We start from the raw sequence: 14,880 nt of genomic DNA, 5'->3' as shown, positions 1-14,880 counted from the left end.
ATAACATGGAATTAAAAATTGACAAAGTGACAAAAGAATTTAAAGATTTAAAGGCTGTAAAGGATGTTGATTTAAATTTTACACCTGGAATATGGGGACTTTTAGGACATAATGGAGCTGGAAAAACAACACTTATGAGAATGATGGTAGGAAATCTAAGGCCTAGTAAAGGAGAAATATTTTTTGATGGTAATTCAATCTCTAGTTTAGGTGGAAAGTATTTAGATAAAATAGGTTATCTGCCTCAACATTTTGGTTACGATAAAAATCAAACCGTAGAGGATTTTCTAAAATATATAGCTTCTTTAAAAGGAATTGATAAGGAATTAAGAAATAAAAGGATTATAGATTTATTAAAACAGTTTAATCTATATGATGTAAGACGTAAAAAAGTAGATAAGCTTTCTGGAGGTATGAAAAGAAGAGTAGGTATTTGCCAAGCAATGTTAAATGATCCAGGTATTTTAATTGTTGATGAACCAACAGCTGGTTTAGATATTGAAGAGAGAAAAAACTTTCGTCAATATTTAACAACAATTAGTAAGGAAAAGATTATTATTTTATCTACTCATATTGTTTCTGACATAGAATTTATCGCAAACTATCTTATACTTATGGAAAAAGGAGCAATTATTGAATATGGAGAAAGTAATGCTTTAATTAATTCTATTGATGGTATGGTTTTTGAAGCATTGGTAAGAGAAGAAGAGATTCATAGGTTAGAAAAGAAGTATAAAGTAATGAATTTTAGAAATGAAGGAGATGGATTAGTAGCAATTAGATATATTGCAAAAGAACCATTAGAAAATAGTAAAAAAGTGAAACCTAATCTTAATGATTTTTACCTTTCAACAATAAAGGAGGTTAAATAATGGATCTGTTTATTTCTGAATTTAAACGTCAAATAAGCGCAAAAAGATTTATATCATATATTTTGATTTCTATAATTCTTGCTGTTTTATGGGCTTGGTTTATTATAGGAGGAGCCACAGCAGATTTTATGCAGGTAGGGTGTTATAAAGAATATAAAGGTAAAGCAGCAATAGAAGTTGCAGCTAAGGATAGAAATGTTACTGCTGGAAAAATGACTGAAGATAAATTTCAAAAAGGGCGTGATGCATTTGTTAATGCATTAAGAAGTGATGATGAAAGTGATGTGGAAATTACTAAAGACTTATTACAATATGCTGTTTATGCTGATAGTTTAGTAATGCAGAATTTTCAATTGAAAAACATTAGGGGAGAATCTATAAATGGATATGCAAAACTTCCTGAGAATGCAGGAAAAAGTTTTTATGAAAATGAAGATATATGTTATGAGCATATGATGAATTTAAAGTTGAAAAATGAAGCTGAAAAAGAATTAGCTTTAAAAATGTGGAATGAAGTAGAAAAACCATACACTTACTATGGAGGTTATGAGGTTTGGAGTGAGGGTGCTGAACATATACAAATTTTTACTTTTATTCTTTTAATAATAGCTGGATTCTTTTCAAGTGGCATTGTTGCAAGAGACAGGGAAAGTGGTTTAGATGAAATTATATCCACAACTAAAAAAGGAAGAAAAAATTTATTATGTCCCAAACTTTTGTTACCAATAATTATGGCAGTTTTAATATATACTGTGGGAATGGGAACATATGTAGTAATTTTAAAGCATTATCTACCAGCAGATGCCCTTCAAACATCAGTTCAAGTATTTATGAAAACAGTGCTACCTTATAATTTAGATGAACTTATGAAAAATATGATTATTTTTGGATTAGTAGGAATAATTACTATTTCTGCATTTACTACTTTTATTTCATCTATAAGTAAGAAAACTTCAATAGCAATGAGCATTATAGTGCTAGTAATTATTAGTGGGTTCATATTGTCTTTAATGATGGATGCAAGTAATTCTATAATAAGTTTTATTAATTTTATCTTACCAGGAAGTGTAATATTTTCTTTTTTTAATATTGGGGTTCCGGTGGTTTCTATTTTTGGCAAAGCAATATTATCTTTCAAACTAAGCTTAATAATAAGTATGTTACTAATTTTAATTAGTTTGATATTGACTTCATGGACTTACGTTAGGAGGGGGATAAAATGTTGTTTCAAGAAATAAAACGCCGCTTGTTTACAAAATATGTTCTATTTTCTATAATCGGCATTTTAATTATTACATTAAGTTTAAATTTTATGTTAATACATGATGAAAATGACACAAGCTATAATTTGCAACAAGAGTATTTTTATGAAGGTGATATTAAAGAAGATGAGCTTTTAGTTGCACTTAAAAAAGTTCGTGATGAAAAATCTGAAGAATCACGTTATATATCTCAACTATATATTATTAATAGTCTTGTTAATGCTTATCCAGGTATTTTATATACTGAGAATAAAGTTAAGGATTTTCCAGATAAATTTGCAAAAGATTTTTATCAATGTTGGAAATATAAGTTTGAGGCATTAATTAAGAAACTTCCTTCTTCACAACAAGAAATAGCTAAGGAGAAATTAAATCAAGTTAAGATTCCATTTAAGCAATATGAAGGACATCAAATATATCCTTTTGTACTAGGAAACATTCAAATCATCTATATGATAATTGCATTTCTAGTAACATTTTTTGCAGTAAGTACTTATTCAGAGAGTTTTGAAGATGGTAGTATGGATATTATTATGACAACAAAATTTTATAAAAAAAATATGTTCATAAGAGTTTTACCAGTAATTATTTATGGAGTTTTATTGACTATAATAGCTACTCTAGGAACAGTATTTATAATAAGTTCTAAGTTTGGATTTAAAGGATTAAAAAGTAGCTTTAAAATGATTTCATTATTTTCTTATGGTAATTTTACAATAGGACAAACTATATTAATTATGGCAATGGCAGAAGTTATAGGGGTTTTTGCGTTATCTACGGTAATGGGATATTTATCTTTAAAATTAAAGAAAACCACTGTAGTTATGGCTATAGGTGTTGGTTTAAATATGTTTTATATAATTGTAAGTAAGTTTATGTCATTTTCAACAAATTTAATAAAATATTTACTAAATGCAATTCCTATATCAACTCATCAGGTGTTTATCAGTATGAATGAATTTTCTTTAGATTTCAGAATTTGGGAACCATATGAAATTATGATTGAAGTATTAATAGTATTTATAATCTCTTTTATAGCATTAACTTTTTCCATTAATAGAAAGGAAGTTTAAAAATGAAGAAAAAATGGAAATTTATACATGGTTTTATTATAATAGTTTACACTCTTATATTACTTAATATTTTAATATTTAAGTACTTAGATAATCCATTGCAGCTAATTACATGGAATCATCCAGATTATCGAGGAATAAATCTAATTTTATTTAAAAATATTTGGGATGCTAATTGTTCTGTAGGTTATAATAAAAATTCAATAATAGGAAATATTTTGTTATTCGTACCACTTCCTATTCTTTATAATATAGTTATAAAAGATAATTGGAAAAAATCTTTACTATTATCTTTTGAAATCAGTGTAATTGTGGAATTAACTCAATATATATTTAGAATAGGAGCATTAGATATAAATGATGTTTTTTTAAACACATTAGGCGGTTTTTTAGGAATTATTATTTATAAGTTTGCAAAAAAAGTATTTCCTGAAAAGTATGTAGTAAAAATAATAGGAATTTTAGGTGGATTAGCAGGGATTTTAGTTGTTGCATTAGATACTCTTATATATATTTATAATTAATAAATTTTATAAAGTTAATAAGATAGGACTTAAACGTTCTATCTTGTTTTGTTTTGCATGCAAAATTATGGGAGTTTATACGTATTAAAAAGGTGAAAAAATTACTTTATAAAAAAAATAAGTTGAAATTTTATAATAAAGTAAAATTTTTGTAAATATAAGTCTAATATATGTGATATTTTGTAAATTATGTTACAATAAATATTATATAAAATACAATTTAATGAAAAATAGTAGCATGTTATAGTATTTTCAGTATGTTATATAGGTAATATATCATATATTTAAAGGAAGGATTGTGATTAATGAAATATATAAAAAAAATACCCAATTCGGATAAAGAGTTAAGCAACAAATTAATAAGTGAAGGATGGAAAAAACTAAAGGAACCATCTAATTTAGCTATGGCAACTTTACTCTCAGTGCCTTTCATGTTTATAAATGGAATTATTTCTGTTGCTATTGCATTTTATTTGTATCCACCGTTAAAAGAGTTTTTTAGTAGTACACATAGTTTTAGTATTGAATTCAAATTAGATTCATTTTCGCTAATATATATTGGTGTGATTTTATTGTTTATGACAATACATGAATTTCTACATGCTTGTTTCATACCTAATGTATTAAAGTCAGATAAAACATATTGGGGTATTAATGGAGTTTGTGGATTTGTTTTTACTACTGAAAAAATAAAAAAGAACAGGTTTTTAATTATTTCTATTATGCCATTCATTTTATTATCAATTCTATTACCTTTCATTCTTAATATTTTTGGATTATTAAATTGGTTTACTATATTTTTATGTTTAATAAATGCAATGGGATCCTGTGTAGATTGTTTAAACATATGTATTGTAGCAATTCAAGTTCCAAAGGGTTCATATATTGTGAACAATGGGTTTGAAACATATTTTAAGTAAGTTTTCATTATAAGAATTATAGGGAAACAAGCTCCAATTTAAATTTATTCAATAACTTTAAAATATTTTCATACAAAATGTAGTGTTGAATTCTAAGCGATTCAGAGCATGTCTCACTATTTAGGGTATCCAAGTTTTGGAATGGGTAATTTTAAAAGTCAAATTGGAACCCTATAGATGTGTTAATTTATAGAAATTTAACAAGCATAGGATTAATGTGAATTGGATAAGGAAATTTATTTTTACATAAAAAATATATAAAAATAATTTTGAAGGAAAATTAAAAAAAGATTTAAAGTCATATTATTATGTTGACATAAGAAAATAAAATAATAAAAGAGTTTAAGTAGGGATTATATTTGTCTAAAATGAATATTTCAAGTTAGATTTTAATCTTTTTAAGGAGCATGAAATGAAAAGCGATATATTTACAATTTTACAAATCCCATCAAATAGTAGTTTTAGCGAAGTAAAAATGCGCTATAATAATATGAATAAAATGGAGTTTCACACTCAAAATACAATAAAAGCTAGTTATAAAGAGTATTGCAAAAATCATAAAAGGGATATTTTCCTTTTTTATATTAAAGAAATAAAACTTATGATAAAAATTTTGTTTGGTATAGGAATTGCCACTGTTCCTATGTATATGACATATATGGAAGGGTTTAAAGGGCAACGCCAATTTGTATTGATTTTATTTTGCAGTATTTATTTATTTTTTGCTGGTTGGGGAGTAGAAGCTCTTTCATGTATTCAATATGAAAAAATTAAAACAATCCCATTAATAGGTACTAAACTTTACATTATTTTAAAATTAGGTATAGGTATTGCTATTGGTGGCTTAGTTGCATTATTTCAACTTTTTTCACGTATTTTTACAAGATAGACTCTATTAAGTTAGAAAATTATATATGTAAAAAGATATTCTGGAATTATCAAGAAGTTTTGACAACTAAATTATAGTTAGATATATAATACTGTATAAATAGTTTTTCAGGAGGTTTATAATATGAAAGATAAGTTACGTTATACTATTTTTGCAGGAGTAAATGGTGCAGGGAAAACATCAATGTATAGGTATATGTATTTAAGTGAAAATAGAGATGAAAAAAGAATAAACACTGATGAAATGGTTGAAAAAATCGGTTCGTGGAAAGATAATAAGCTTCAGATAAGATGTGCAAGAGAAGCTGTTAAATTAATAAAGACTTATATTTTGGAAGGAACATCATTTAATCAAGAAACAACTTTATCAGGTAAAAGTATTATTAATAATATAAAGAAAGCAAAAAATAATAATTTTTATATTGTAATGAATTATATAGGTGTAGAAAGTCCTGAGGTTGCTAAAGAAAGAGTTAAAATAAGAGTTAGTAAAGGTGGACATGGAATACCAGATGAGGCTATTGAAAGAAGATATTATGATTCGCTAGAAAATTTAATAGGTTTAATTGAGTTATGTGATGAAATAAATATTTATGATAATACATACAAACTTAATGAAATAATGAAATTTCAACATGGAAAACTTATATGGAGTAATGAAGAGATGCCAAAATGGTCAAGAAAAGTATTAAGAATAGCTAGTAAAATATAGTCAATTTGCTAGCTATTTTTATGTAAAAATATTATAGATATATTTCAATATAATGAAGCCTGTATCTCTATATAATAATATATAAACTTAGAAACAAACATATATTTACAATAATCAATAAGCTATAATAAAATTATACACTAGATATTAAAAAGAGGTGAAATATTTATGAAAAATAAAATTCTACTTATTGAAGATAATATAGCTATTAGTGAAATGGTTGAAAATTATCTAAGAAAAGAAGGATTTAATATAACTACTGCTTTTGATGGTGAAGAGGGATTAGTTAAATTCTTGAATAATTCTTTTGATTTAATTATTCTTGATATAATGATGCCTAAACTAGATGGAATGGAAGTTATGAGAATTATTAGAGAAAAAAGCGTAATACCTATCTTAATCATGTCAGCAAAGGATAGTGATGTTGATAAAGCTATAGGGTTAGGATTAGGTGCTGATGATTATATTGCAAAACCATTTTCTATGGTAGAACTATCTGCAAGGATTAAGGCGATGATAAGACGTGCAACCCAATATGATAAAAATGATGAAAAGGAAGATATTATTAATGTTAACGATATAACTATTGATTTAAATAGTTATGTAGTTACTAAAAAAGGTGTAATTATACAGCTAACTTCAAAAGAATTTAATATTTTAAAGTTGTTTATATCTAATCCTAATAGAGTTTTTACTAAGGCACAAGTCTATAATTTTATTTGGAATGATGATTATTTTGGAGATGATAATGTAATAAATGTACATATGAGAAGATTAAGAGAAAAAATAGAGGACAATCCTTCAGAGCCTAAATATATTAAAACACTATGGGGAATAGGCTATAAATTAGGAGAATTTTAAAATGAGTGTTTTTTTAATAATAGTAATAGTTATTTTACTATATATAATTTACTTTCAATACAAATCTAAGAGGCACATAAGTACAAATTTAAAATACATATATGAAAAATTAAACAGTATTATAGCTAATAACACCAGTGAAAAACTTTTGGCTTTTACTGATGATAAAGAATTAATACATATATTAATAGAAATTAATAAGCTTTTAGAACATAATCAAAAAATACAGGCAGATTACTCAAAGGTTGAGGTAGCAATGAGAAAAATGCTTTCAAATATTTCTCATGATTTAAAAACCCCCCTTACAGTGGTTCTTGGATATATTGAAACAATAAATTTAGACAAGAACATAAATAATGAAGAGAGGGAAGTTTTATTAGGAAAGGTAGAAAATAAAACAAAAGAGGTAATGGAGCTTATTAATAAGTTTTTTGATTTAGCTAAGCTAGAATCAGGAGATAAAGATATTCCTCTTACAAGAATTAATATGAATGAAGTTTGTAGAAAAAATATATTAGATTTTTATGATATATTAACAAGCAAAGGTATTGAGGTTATTATTGATATTCCAGAAAAGAATATGTATTCTTTAGGAAACGAAGAGGCATTAGATAGAATTATAAATAATTTAATATCAAATGCTATCAAATATGGTAGTGAAGGAGGAGTTTTAGGACTATCCTTAAAAAGTGATGAAAAGTATGTATATGTAGAAGTTTGGGATAAAGGTAAAGGAATTAATGAAGTACATAAAGATAGGGTTTTTGAAAGAATGTATACTCTTGAAGATTCAAGAAATAAACTGTATCAAGGTGGAGGTCTTGGACTTACAATAACTAAAAGACTTGTAGAAAAATTAAAAGGGGAGATTTTTTTAGATAGTAAACCTTTTGATAAGACAAGCTTTACAGTAAGATTAAAGAGAATAAATTATTAACAAATATATGCAGAAGTTAATAACAAAGTGTTCCATTTGTGATGGATGTAAAGCTGTAAAATATTCATTGATTAGGAGCTTTAGATAGTTAAGAGTAATAGATGAAAAGAAAAATAAAATAAAAAAATGCAACTTAAGGATTTTGTAAGATTTAAGTAATAAAAAAGAGAAGTTCAATTACTAAAATATAAGTATAGGAACAGTAATTGAAAGGAGAATTTATCATGTCTTATATATTAAAAACTAATAATTTAATAAAAACATATAATGGCAAAGAGGTTATATCGAATGTAAGTATGAATATAAAAAAAGGTGAGATTTATGGATTTTTAGGTCCAAATGGTGCAGGTAAAACTACTATTATGAAGATGATAACAAATTTGATTAAACCTACAAGTGGTGAAATTGAGATTTTTGGTGAAAAATTAACAAATACCTCTTATGAGCTTTTGAAAAGGTTAGGTACTATAATTGAGTATCCTGTATTTTATGAGAAACTTACAGCAAGAGAAAATTTAGATCTTCATTGTGAGTACATGGGTTATTACGATAAGAAAGCAATTGATAAAGCATTAGAACTTGTAAATTTAAAAAATATTAATAATAAACCAGTTAAGGACTTTTCACTAGGTATGAAGCAAAGGCTTGGAATAGCAAGGGCTATAACTACAAAGCCAGAATTATTAATATTAGATGAACCTATCAATGGACTAGATCCTATAGGTATTAAAGAATTAAGAAATTTATTCAAAATGTTAAGTAAGCAATATGGTATAACAATATTAATTTCTAGTCACATATTAGGTGAAATTGAACAAATGGCAGATACCATAGGGGTTATAAATAATGGAAAATTAATAAAAGAAGTTTCTATGGATAGCATTAGGGAAAATAATACAGAGTACATAGAACTAGTTACAAATGACTGTAAAAAAACAACTTATGTTTTATCAAATACTCTTAATATATCTAATTTTAAGGTTGTAGATAATAACTTAATTAGAATATATGAAGATAATATATCTCAAAGTGTTATATTAAAAACTTTGATTATAAATGATATAGTTATTAAAGAGATAACCACTAGAAGTATTTCTTTAGAAGATTATTTTTTAAGTTTGCTGAATGGAGGTACTATTAGTGCTTAAATTAATAAAATTAGAAATGAAAAAAACTAAAGTTAGATATGTTAAAGGGGTCCTAATTTCAAATTTAGTTATGATGGCTTTATTAGCAATAACAATTTTTGGAGCAATAGGTGAAGGGAATTTAGAATTTACTAGATATACTTTTATTTTTTCAATGGTTGACTCCATGATAAGAGCTACTTTTATAATATTTGCTTCAGTGCTTCTTGCAAAGTTTATTATTGAAGAATATAAAAATAATACAATTACCATTCTATTTATGTATCCTATAAATAGAAAAAAACTGATTATGGCAAAACTAATTATAGTAGCATCATTTACTTTTATAGCTACAGTTTTATCAAATATATTTATAGATTCTGCTTTATGTATAATTAATAATTTTTATAACTTTACTACAGATAAAATAACAGTTTCTTTAATAATAAACAGTTTTAGAAATATTTTCATTAGTGGATTACTTTCTGCTGGTATATCTCTAATACCTTTATACTTTGGTATGAAAAAGAAATCTGTACCTACTACAATAATATCTGCAATTATAATAGTATCTATTGTATGTTCAAATGGTAATGGTATTTCATTAAATTCCATTATTGCAGTACCAATAACTCTTGCTCTTATAGGGGTATTTATTGCATATTTATCTATAAAAAACATAGAACATGTAGATATTAATAAATAAGATATTAGTTTATATTTATAGATAAGTTTTAGCCGTATTACTAATTAAGTGATACGGTTTTTAGTATTATAAAAAGGGTATAAGTTTAAGATAAAATGTACAATTTGAATAATTATAACTAATCTGTTTTAAACTAATATAGAAAATAATATATTAATAAAGTGAAAGTTGAGGATAGTTATATGAGTAAAAAAAATAGTATAAATCCCTTTATTATATTAGGAGCGTTAGCTGGTGCAGTAACTATAGCATCTGTAGGAGCGAAAAAGATTAAAAATAACTCAAAAACATTTGAAATATCAATTACATATGGTGAAAATGAAGATAAGCAAGTATATTTTGTTGGTGGGGGATTAGCTTCTTTAGCTGGTGCAGCCTACCTTATAAGAGATTGTAATTTTAAAGGAGAAAACATTCATATTATAGAAGGAATGAAAGTCCTTGGTGGTAGTAATGATGGTGCAGGTAATGAAGAATATGGCTTTGTATGTCGTGGTGGTAGAATGTTAAATGAAGAAACCTATGAGAATTTCTGGGAACTATTTTCAAGTATTCCATCTTTAGAGTTGCCAGGCAAAAGTGTTACTGAAGAAATTCTTAATTTTGACCATTTACATCCAACCCATGCACAAGCACGATTAATAGACCAATATGGATTTATTCAAGATGTTACTACCATGGGATTTAATAATTCTGATCGGATTGCTCTTGGTAAATTAATGATTACTCCAGAAGAGAGTTTAGATGATATGACTATTGAGGAATGGTTTGAAAATACCCCTCATTTTTTTGAAACTAACTTTTGGTACATGTGGCAAACAACCTTTGCGTTCCAAAAATGGTCTAGTTTATTTGAATTTAAACGTTATATGGAACGTATGATTTTTGAATTTTCCCGTATTGAAACTTTAGAAGGTGTTACACGTACAGCATACAATCAATATGAATCGGTTATTCTTCCATTAAGGACTTATCTAGATGAATTTGGAGTTGATTTTAGTATTAATTCAAATGTAACAGATTTAGATTTTAAACAGGGAGAAGGTATTACAGTAACTGCCATACATATAGAAAATGATGAAGGAAAAGAAATTATAAAATTAAATCCTGGAGATGTTTGTATTATGACTAATGGATGTATGACTGATTGTGCAACTTTAGGTGATATGTATACACCTGCTGAGTATAAACCGGAAAATCCAATATCCGGAGAACTTTGGAGGAAAGTAGCTGATAAGAAGGATGGATTAGGTAATCCAGAGCCTTTCTTCGGACATCCAGAAGAAACTAATTGGGAAAGCTTTACTGTAACTTGTAAAGGTAATAAGCTTTTAAAATTAATTGAAAAATATTCTTCTAATATTCCTGGTAGTGGAGCGTTGATGACATTTAAAGATTCTAGTTGGTTAATGAGTATTGTTGTTGCAGCACAACCACATTTTAAAAATCAACCAATGGATACAACTATCTTTTGGGGATATGGTCTATATACAGATAAAATTGGTGATTATGTGAAAAAGCCTATGCGTAATTGTACCGGTGAAGAGATATTAATAGAACTTTTACATCATCTACATATGGAAGATGAACTTGAGGAGATAATAGAGACGGTAGTAAATGTTATTCCATGTATGATGCCATATATAGATTCACAGTTTCAACCACGTAAGATGACAGATCGTCCAAAGGTTGTGCCAAAGGGTTCAACAAATTTTGCTATGATTAGTCAATTTGTTGAAATACCAGAAGATATGGTATTTACAGAAGAATATTCTGTACGTGCAGCAAGAACTGCCATATATACATTATTTAATGTTAAAAATAAAAAAGTACGTCCTGTGACTCCTTATAAAAAACATCCAAAGGTTTTAAAAGATGCATTAAAAACAGCTTACAGATAAAAAATATCTATAATATTACTTAGTAAGTGCAATGTTTACTATCTTATAACTTGATTTTCTAGAGAAATTTGAACTTTAAAATAGTAGCTACAAATCTATGAAATTAATTCAATTATAAATTTCTATAAAAATTTATAAAATACATATAAAAGCGTGTGAATGCACGCTTTTGTTGTATTTAATATAAATGTATTGCAAAAAATAAAAAATGTATAAAATAATTTTAATTGATACGTGATATTAACCAATATTGAATATATAATACAAATATAACATGTTTGATGTGTTAGAAAGAAAGGGGCAATTAAATGAAAGTTGTTGTATTGATGGGGAGTCCTAGAAAAAGAGATAGTTATAACATATGTAAACTAATTGAAAAGAATTTTGAAAAAAATTATACTGTAGATTTTGAATATATATTTTTAAATGATTATATAATTGAGGAATGCAAAGGCTGTGATACGTGTTTTCAAAAGGGTGAAAAGTTTTGTCCATGTAAAGATGATTTATATAAAATTAAGGATAAGTTTTTAAATGCCGATGGTATTATTTTTGCTTCACCAGTATATGCATATCAAGTGCCTGCACCATTAAAACGAATATTTGATAGATTATCGTATATGTTTCACCGCCAGGAGTTAATAGGAAAACCAGTATTAACAGTTGTGACCACAGGTGGTGGTGGACATAGGCAAGTAAATAAATATCTCAAAATGACTGTATGTGGTTGGGGATGTAATTTAGTGGGAACAATTGGCATTATATCTCCTATGTTTTTTGAAAATGAAAATTCAGCATGGGTATATGATAAAAATTACCATAAAAGAAAGGTTGAAAAGGTTGAAAAGTTATCGGAAATATTTATAAAAAGTATAATAGATAATATACCACATATTCCTACGTTTTATGATATTTTTATGTTTAACTGTTTAAGAAGTAAGACATTTACTTCTCAAGCAGACTATGATTTTTGGAAAGAAAAAGGTTGGCTTAATTCAAACTATTTTTATAATGTAAATATTAATTTGTTTAAAAAAGGGTTTGGAAATATATTAAAAATAATTATCAATTCAAGTGGTAAGAAGTTAAAAGATAAATCAATTTGTAATAAATAGCATAATAATTTATTTTAAGAAATGAGTTATACAATAATTATATATATAATTATTGTATGTATAAGTGGGATGAATATAATATAAATCTTATATTATAAAAAATAAAAAAGTGGTTATGATATAAGATTTTAAACATGGCAAAATATTTATTTAAAATAGATAAATTGATTAAATAAAGGAGGTTTAATATGAAAGGAAAAAAATCTTTAAAATTTAAGATTGTTACAGCAATGACTATTTTATTAGTAATATTAGTTTCAACATTTTTTATTTATGTAAATTCTTATTATAGAGCTAGTTCTTTAGCATTGGATAACTTAAAATCTGATTCAGTAGTTCAAGTAGAAAAAGATGGAGATATTTTATTTAAACCAGTGGCTAATAGTAAAGATATAGGATTTATTTTTTATCCAGGTGCTAAGGTAGAAATGTCAGCATATGCACCTATAGCTAAAGAAATAGCGTCTAATGGCTATACCGTTATTATTGCTAAAATGAGATTTAATTTAGCAATTTTATCTCCAAATAAAGCAGATGATATAATAAATAAGTATAGTGATATCCATAGTTGGGTTATAGGAGGGCACTCTTTAGGTGGAGTTATGGCATCGGATTATGCACTTAAAAATGATAGTATAAAGGGGTTAGTATTGTTAGCATCATATCCTCAAGATAAAAAAGATTTTAGAAATAGCAACATAAAAACTTTATCTTTATGGGGAAGCAATGATAAGGTAGCAAATTTAAATAAAGTAAAAGAAGCTAAAAATGTTATGCCAAGTAACTCAGAATTCATTGAAATAAAAGGTGGAAATCATGGAGGCTTTGGGGATTATGGACATCAAAGTGGTGATGGAGAAGCTACTATAACAAATAAAGAGCAGATGAATTACACATCCAAATGCATTATAAAACTTTTGGATAGTATGAATTAAGGGTACATCAGTATGTAAGATGTAATAACTTGTTATTATAATGTCCAATAGTGAATGTATATTAAATAAAAAAGTATAGACTACATTATTTATATGTAGTCTATATATGAAACATTATAAATACAAGTATTATTGGGGAAATACACTAGATATAATAGAAAGTGAGGAGAATAGTATGGGCAGAAAAATAATATTAAATTTAGCAATAAGTATTGATGGATATATTGCATCAGAAACAGGAGGATTTGACTGGATAGTTGGAGATGGTTATGATAAATTAAATACAGAAAAGAAATGGGATTATGAGGAGTTTTTAAATAATATAGATGTTGTAGTTATGGGGAAAAATTGTTATGAGCAAAATTTTTTTAGTGATTTTAAAGATAAAAAGGTATACGTAGCAACATCCGAAAACATACAGGACTATGACAATATACATTTTATTAATGGTGACATATGTAATAAAATATTAGAAGAAAGAAAAAAAGAAGGTAAAGACATATTTTTATTTGGTGGTGGAGTTCTTATTGACAACTTTATAAAGTCTAATATTATAGATGAATATATAATTGGTATAATACCTACAATATTAGGAAGTGGAAGACCGCTATTTTTAAAAAATAACCCTAAAATAGATTTACACCTACAAGAATGTATTATTGAGAATGGAATTACAATATTAAAATATATAAAAAGATAATTTCCTTTTGTTTCAATTCAATAATTTTAAATTTAACTACAAAAATATATATCAGCTCTTTTAAGTACTTCTATACTTTCATAAGAATAGTTACATAATACAGTATCTAAAAATTTAATTATATAAAAATACGTGCATATTGTGCCTATTTCTATAAGCTATTATTTATATATTAGCAGTTGATTATAACATTAATTTTAAGCTAATATATACTATGAATTTTAAGTAGTTTAAGGGACTTGAATAAATAGGTGAAAAATAATGTAAACCTTTTATTAATAGTTATTATATATGTAGATAATATATGGAAATAATATTAGAATACTAATAAGATATAAAGCCATTTT

At 26.0% G+C, this 14,880-nt stretch carries 15 protein-coding genes; all 15 read left to right on the top strand.

Features of this window, described 5'->3' with window-relative positions:
* Nucleotides 1-5 precede the first annotated feature (5 nt).
* Complete coding sequence (locus tag KQI36_RS15120) at nucleotides 6-872, top strand: ATP-binding cassette domain-containing protein (protein WP_216451626.1); 867 nt, start codon at nucleotides 6-8, stop codon at nucleotides 870-872.
* Nucleotides 872-2,110 carry an ABC transporter permease subunit gene (locus KQI36_RS15115; RefSeq protein WP_216451625.1) on the top strand — a complete coding sequence of 413 codons (1,239 nt, stop codon included), beginning with the start codon at nucleotides 872-874 and terminating at the stop codon, nucleotides 2,108-2,110. Before KQI36_RS15120 ends, KQI36_RS15115 begins: the two co-directional genes overlap by 1 nt.
* Nucleotides 2,092-3,207: a hypothetical protein gene (locus tag KQI36_RS15110; protein ID WP_216451624.1), complete on the top strand. Its 1,116-nt coding sequence runs from the start codon at nucleotides 2,092-2,094 to the stop codon at nucleotides 3,205-3,207. The genes KQI36_RS15115 and KQI36_RS15110 overlap by 19 nt, the downstream gene beginning before the upstream one ends.
* A gap of 2 nt (nucleotides 3,208-3,209) precedes the next feature.
* Nucleotides 3,210-3,731 (top strand): VanZ family protein, encoded by a 522-nt coding sequence (locus KQI36_RS15105; protein WP_216451623.1) that lies wholly within the window; start codon nucleotides 3,210-3,212, stop codon nucleotides 3,729-3,731.
* Nucleotides 3,732-4,036: 305 nt separating this feature from the next.
* Complete coding sequence (locus tag KQI36_RS15100; protein ID WP_199870171.1) at nucleotides 4,037-4,651, top strand: DUF3267 domain-containing protein; 615 nt, start codon at nucleotides 4,037-4,039, stop codon at nucleotides 4,649-4,651.
* 412 nt (nucleotides 4,652-5,063) lie between these two features.
* Nucleotides 5,064-5,540 (top strand): hypothetical protein, encoded by a 477-nt coding sequence (locus KQI36_RS15095; RefSeq protein ID WP_216451622.1) that lies wholly within the window; start codon nucleotides 5,064-5,066, stop codon nucleotides 5,538-5,540.
* Nucleotides 5,541-5,663: 123 nt separating this feature from the next.
* A complete protein-coding gene (locus tag KQI36_RS15090) occupies nucleotides 5,664-6,251 on the top strand; it encodes an ATPase (RefSeq protein WP_216451621.1) in 588 nt (195 codons plus the stop codon).
* 168 nt (nucleotides 6,252-6,419) lie between these two features.
* A complete protein-coding gene (locus tag KQI36_RS15085; protein WP_216451620.1) occupies nucleotides 6,420-7,112 on the top strand; it encodes a response regulator transcription factor in 693 nt (230 codons plus the stop codon).
* Nucleotide 7,113: 1 nt separating this feature from the next.
* Complete coding sequence (locus tag KQI36_RS15080) at nucleotides 7,114-8,049, top strand: sensor histidine kinase (RefSeq protein ID WP_216451619.1); 936 nt, start codon at nucleotides 7,114-7,116, stop codon at nucleotides 8,047-8,049.
* A gap of 224 nt (nucleotides 8,050-8,273) precedes the next feature.
* The gene (locus tag KQI36_RS15075; protein ID WP_216451618.1) at nucleotides 8,274-9,197 is read left to right on the top strand and encodes an ABC transporter ATP-binding protein; all 924 of its coding nucleotides are present in this window, start codon (nucleotides 8,274-8,276) and stop codon (nucleotides 9,195-9,197) included.
* Nucleotides 9,190-9,882, top strand: coding sequence for an ABC transporter permease (locus tag KQI36_RS15070; RefSeq protein WP_216451617.1), 693 nt, complete (start codon nucleotides 9,190-9,192; stop codon nucleotides 9,880-9,882). Before KQI36_RS15075 ends, KQI36_RS15070 begins: the two co-directional genes overlap by 8 nt.
* Before the next feature lie 182 nt (nucleotides 9,883-10,064).
* Nucleotides 10,065-11,783 (top strand): oleate hydratase, encoded by a 1,719-nt coding sequence (locus tag KQI36_RS15065; RefSeq protein WP_216451616.1) that lies wholly within the window; start codon nucleotides 10,065-10,067, stop codon nucleotides 11,781-11,783.
* 308 nt (nucleotides 11,784-12,091) lie between these two features.
* Nucleotides 12,092-12,898: a flavodoxin family protein gene (locus KQI36_RS15060; RefSeq protein ID WP_216451615.1), complete on the top strand. Its 807-nt coding sequence runs from the start codon at nucleotides 12,092-12,094 to the stop codon at nucleotides 12,896-12,898.
* A gap of 188 nt (nucleotides 12,899-13,086) precedes the next feature.
* Nucleotides 13,087-13,833, top strand: a complete 747-nt coding sequence (locus tag KQI36_RS15055) for an alpha/beta hydrolase (protein WP_216451614.1) — start codon at nucleotides 13,087-13,089, stop codon at nucleotides 13,831-13,833.
* 175 nt (nucleotides 13,834-14,008) lie between these two features.
* The gene (locus KQI36_RS15050) at nucleotides 14,009-14,533 is read left to right on the top strand and encodes a dihydrofolate reductase family protein (protein WP_216451613.1); all 525 of its coding nucleotides are present in this window, start codon (nucleotides 14,009-14,011) and stop codon (nucleotides 14,531-14,533) included.
* Nucleotides 14,534-14,880: the final 347 nt, after the last annotated feature.

Origin of the sequence: Clostridium senegalense, from assembly GCF_018916625.1 — a bacterium.
GTDB lineage: Bacteria > Bacillota > Clostridia > Clostridiales > Clostridiaceae > Clostridium_J > Clostridium_J senegalense.
This window is presented reverse-complemented; position numbering and strand designations above follow the sequence as displayed.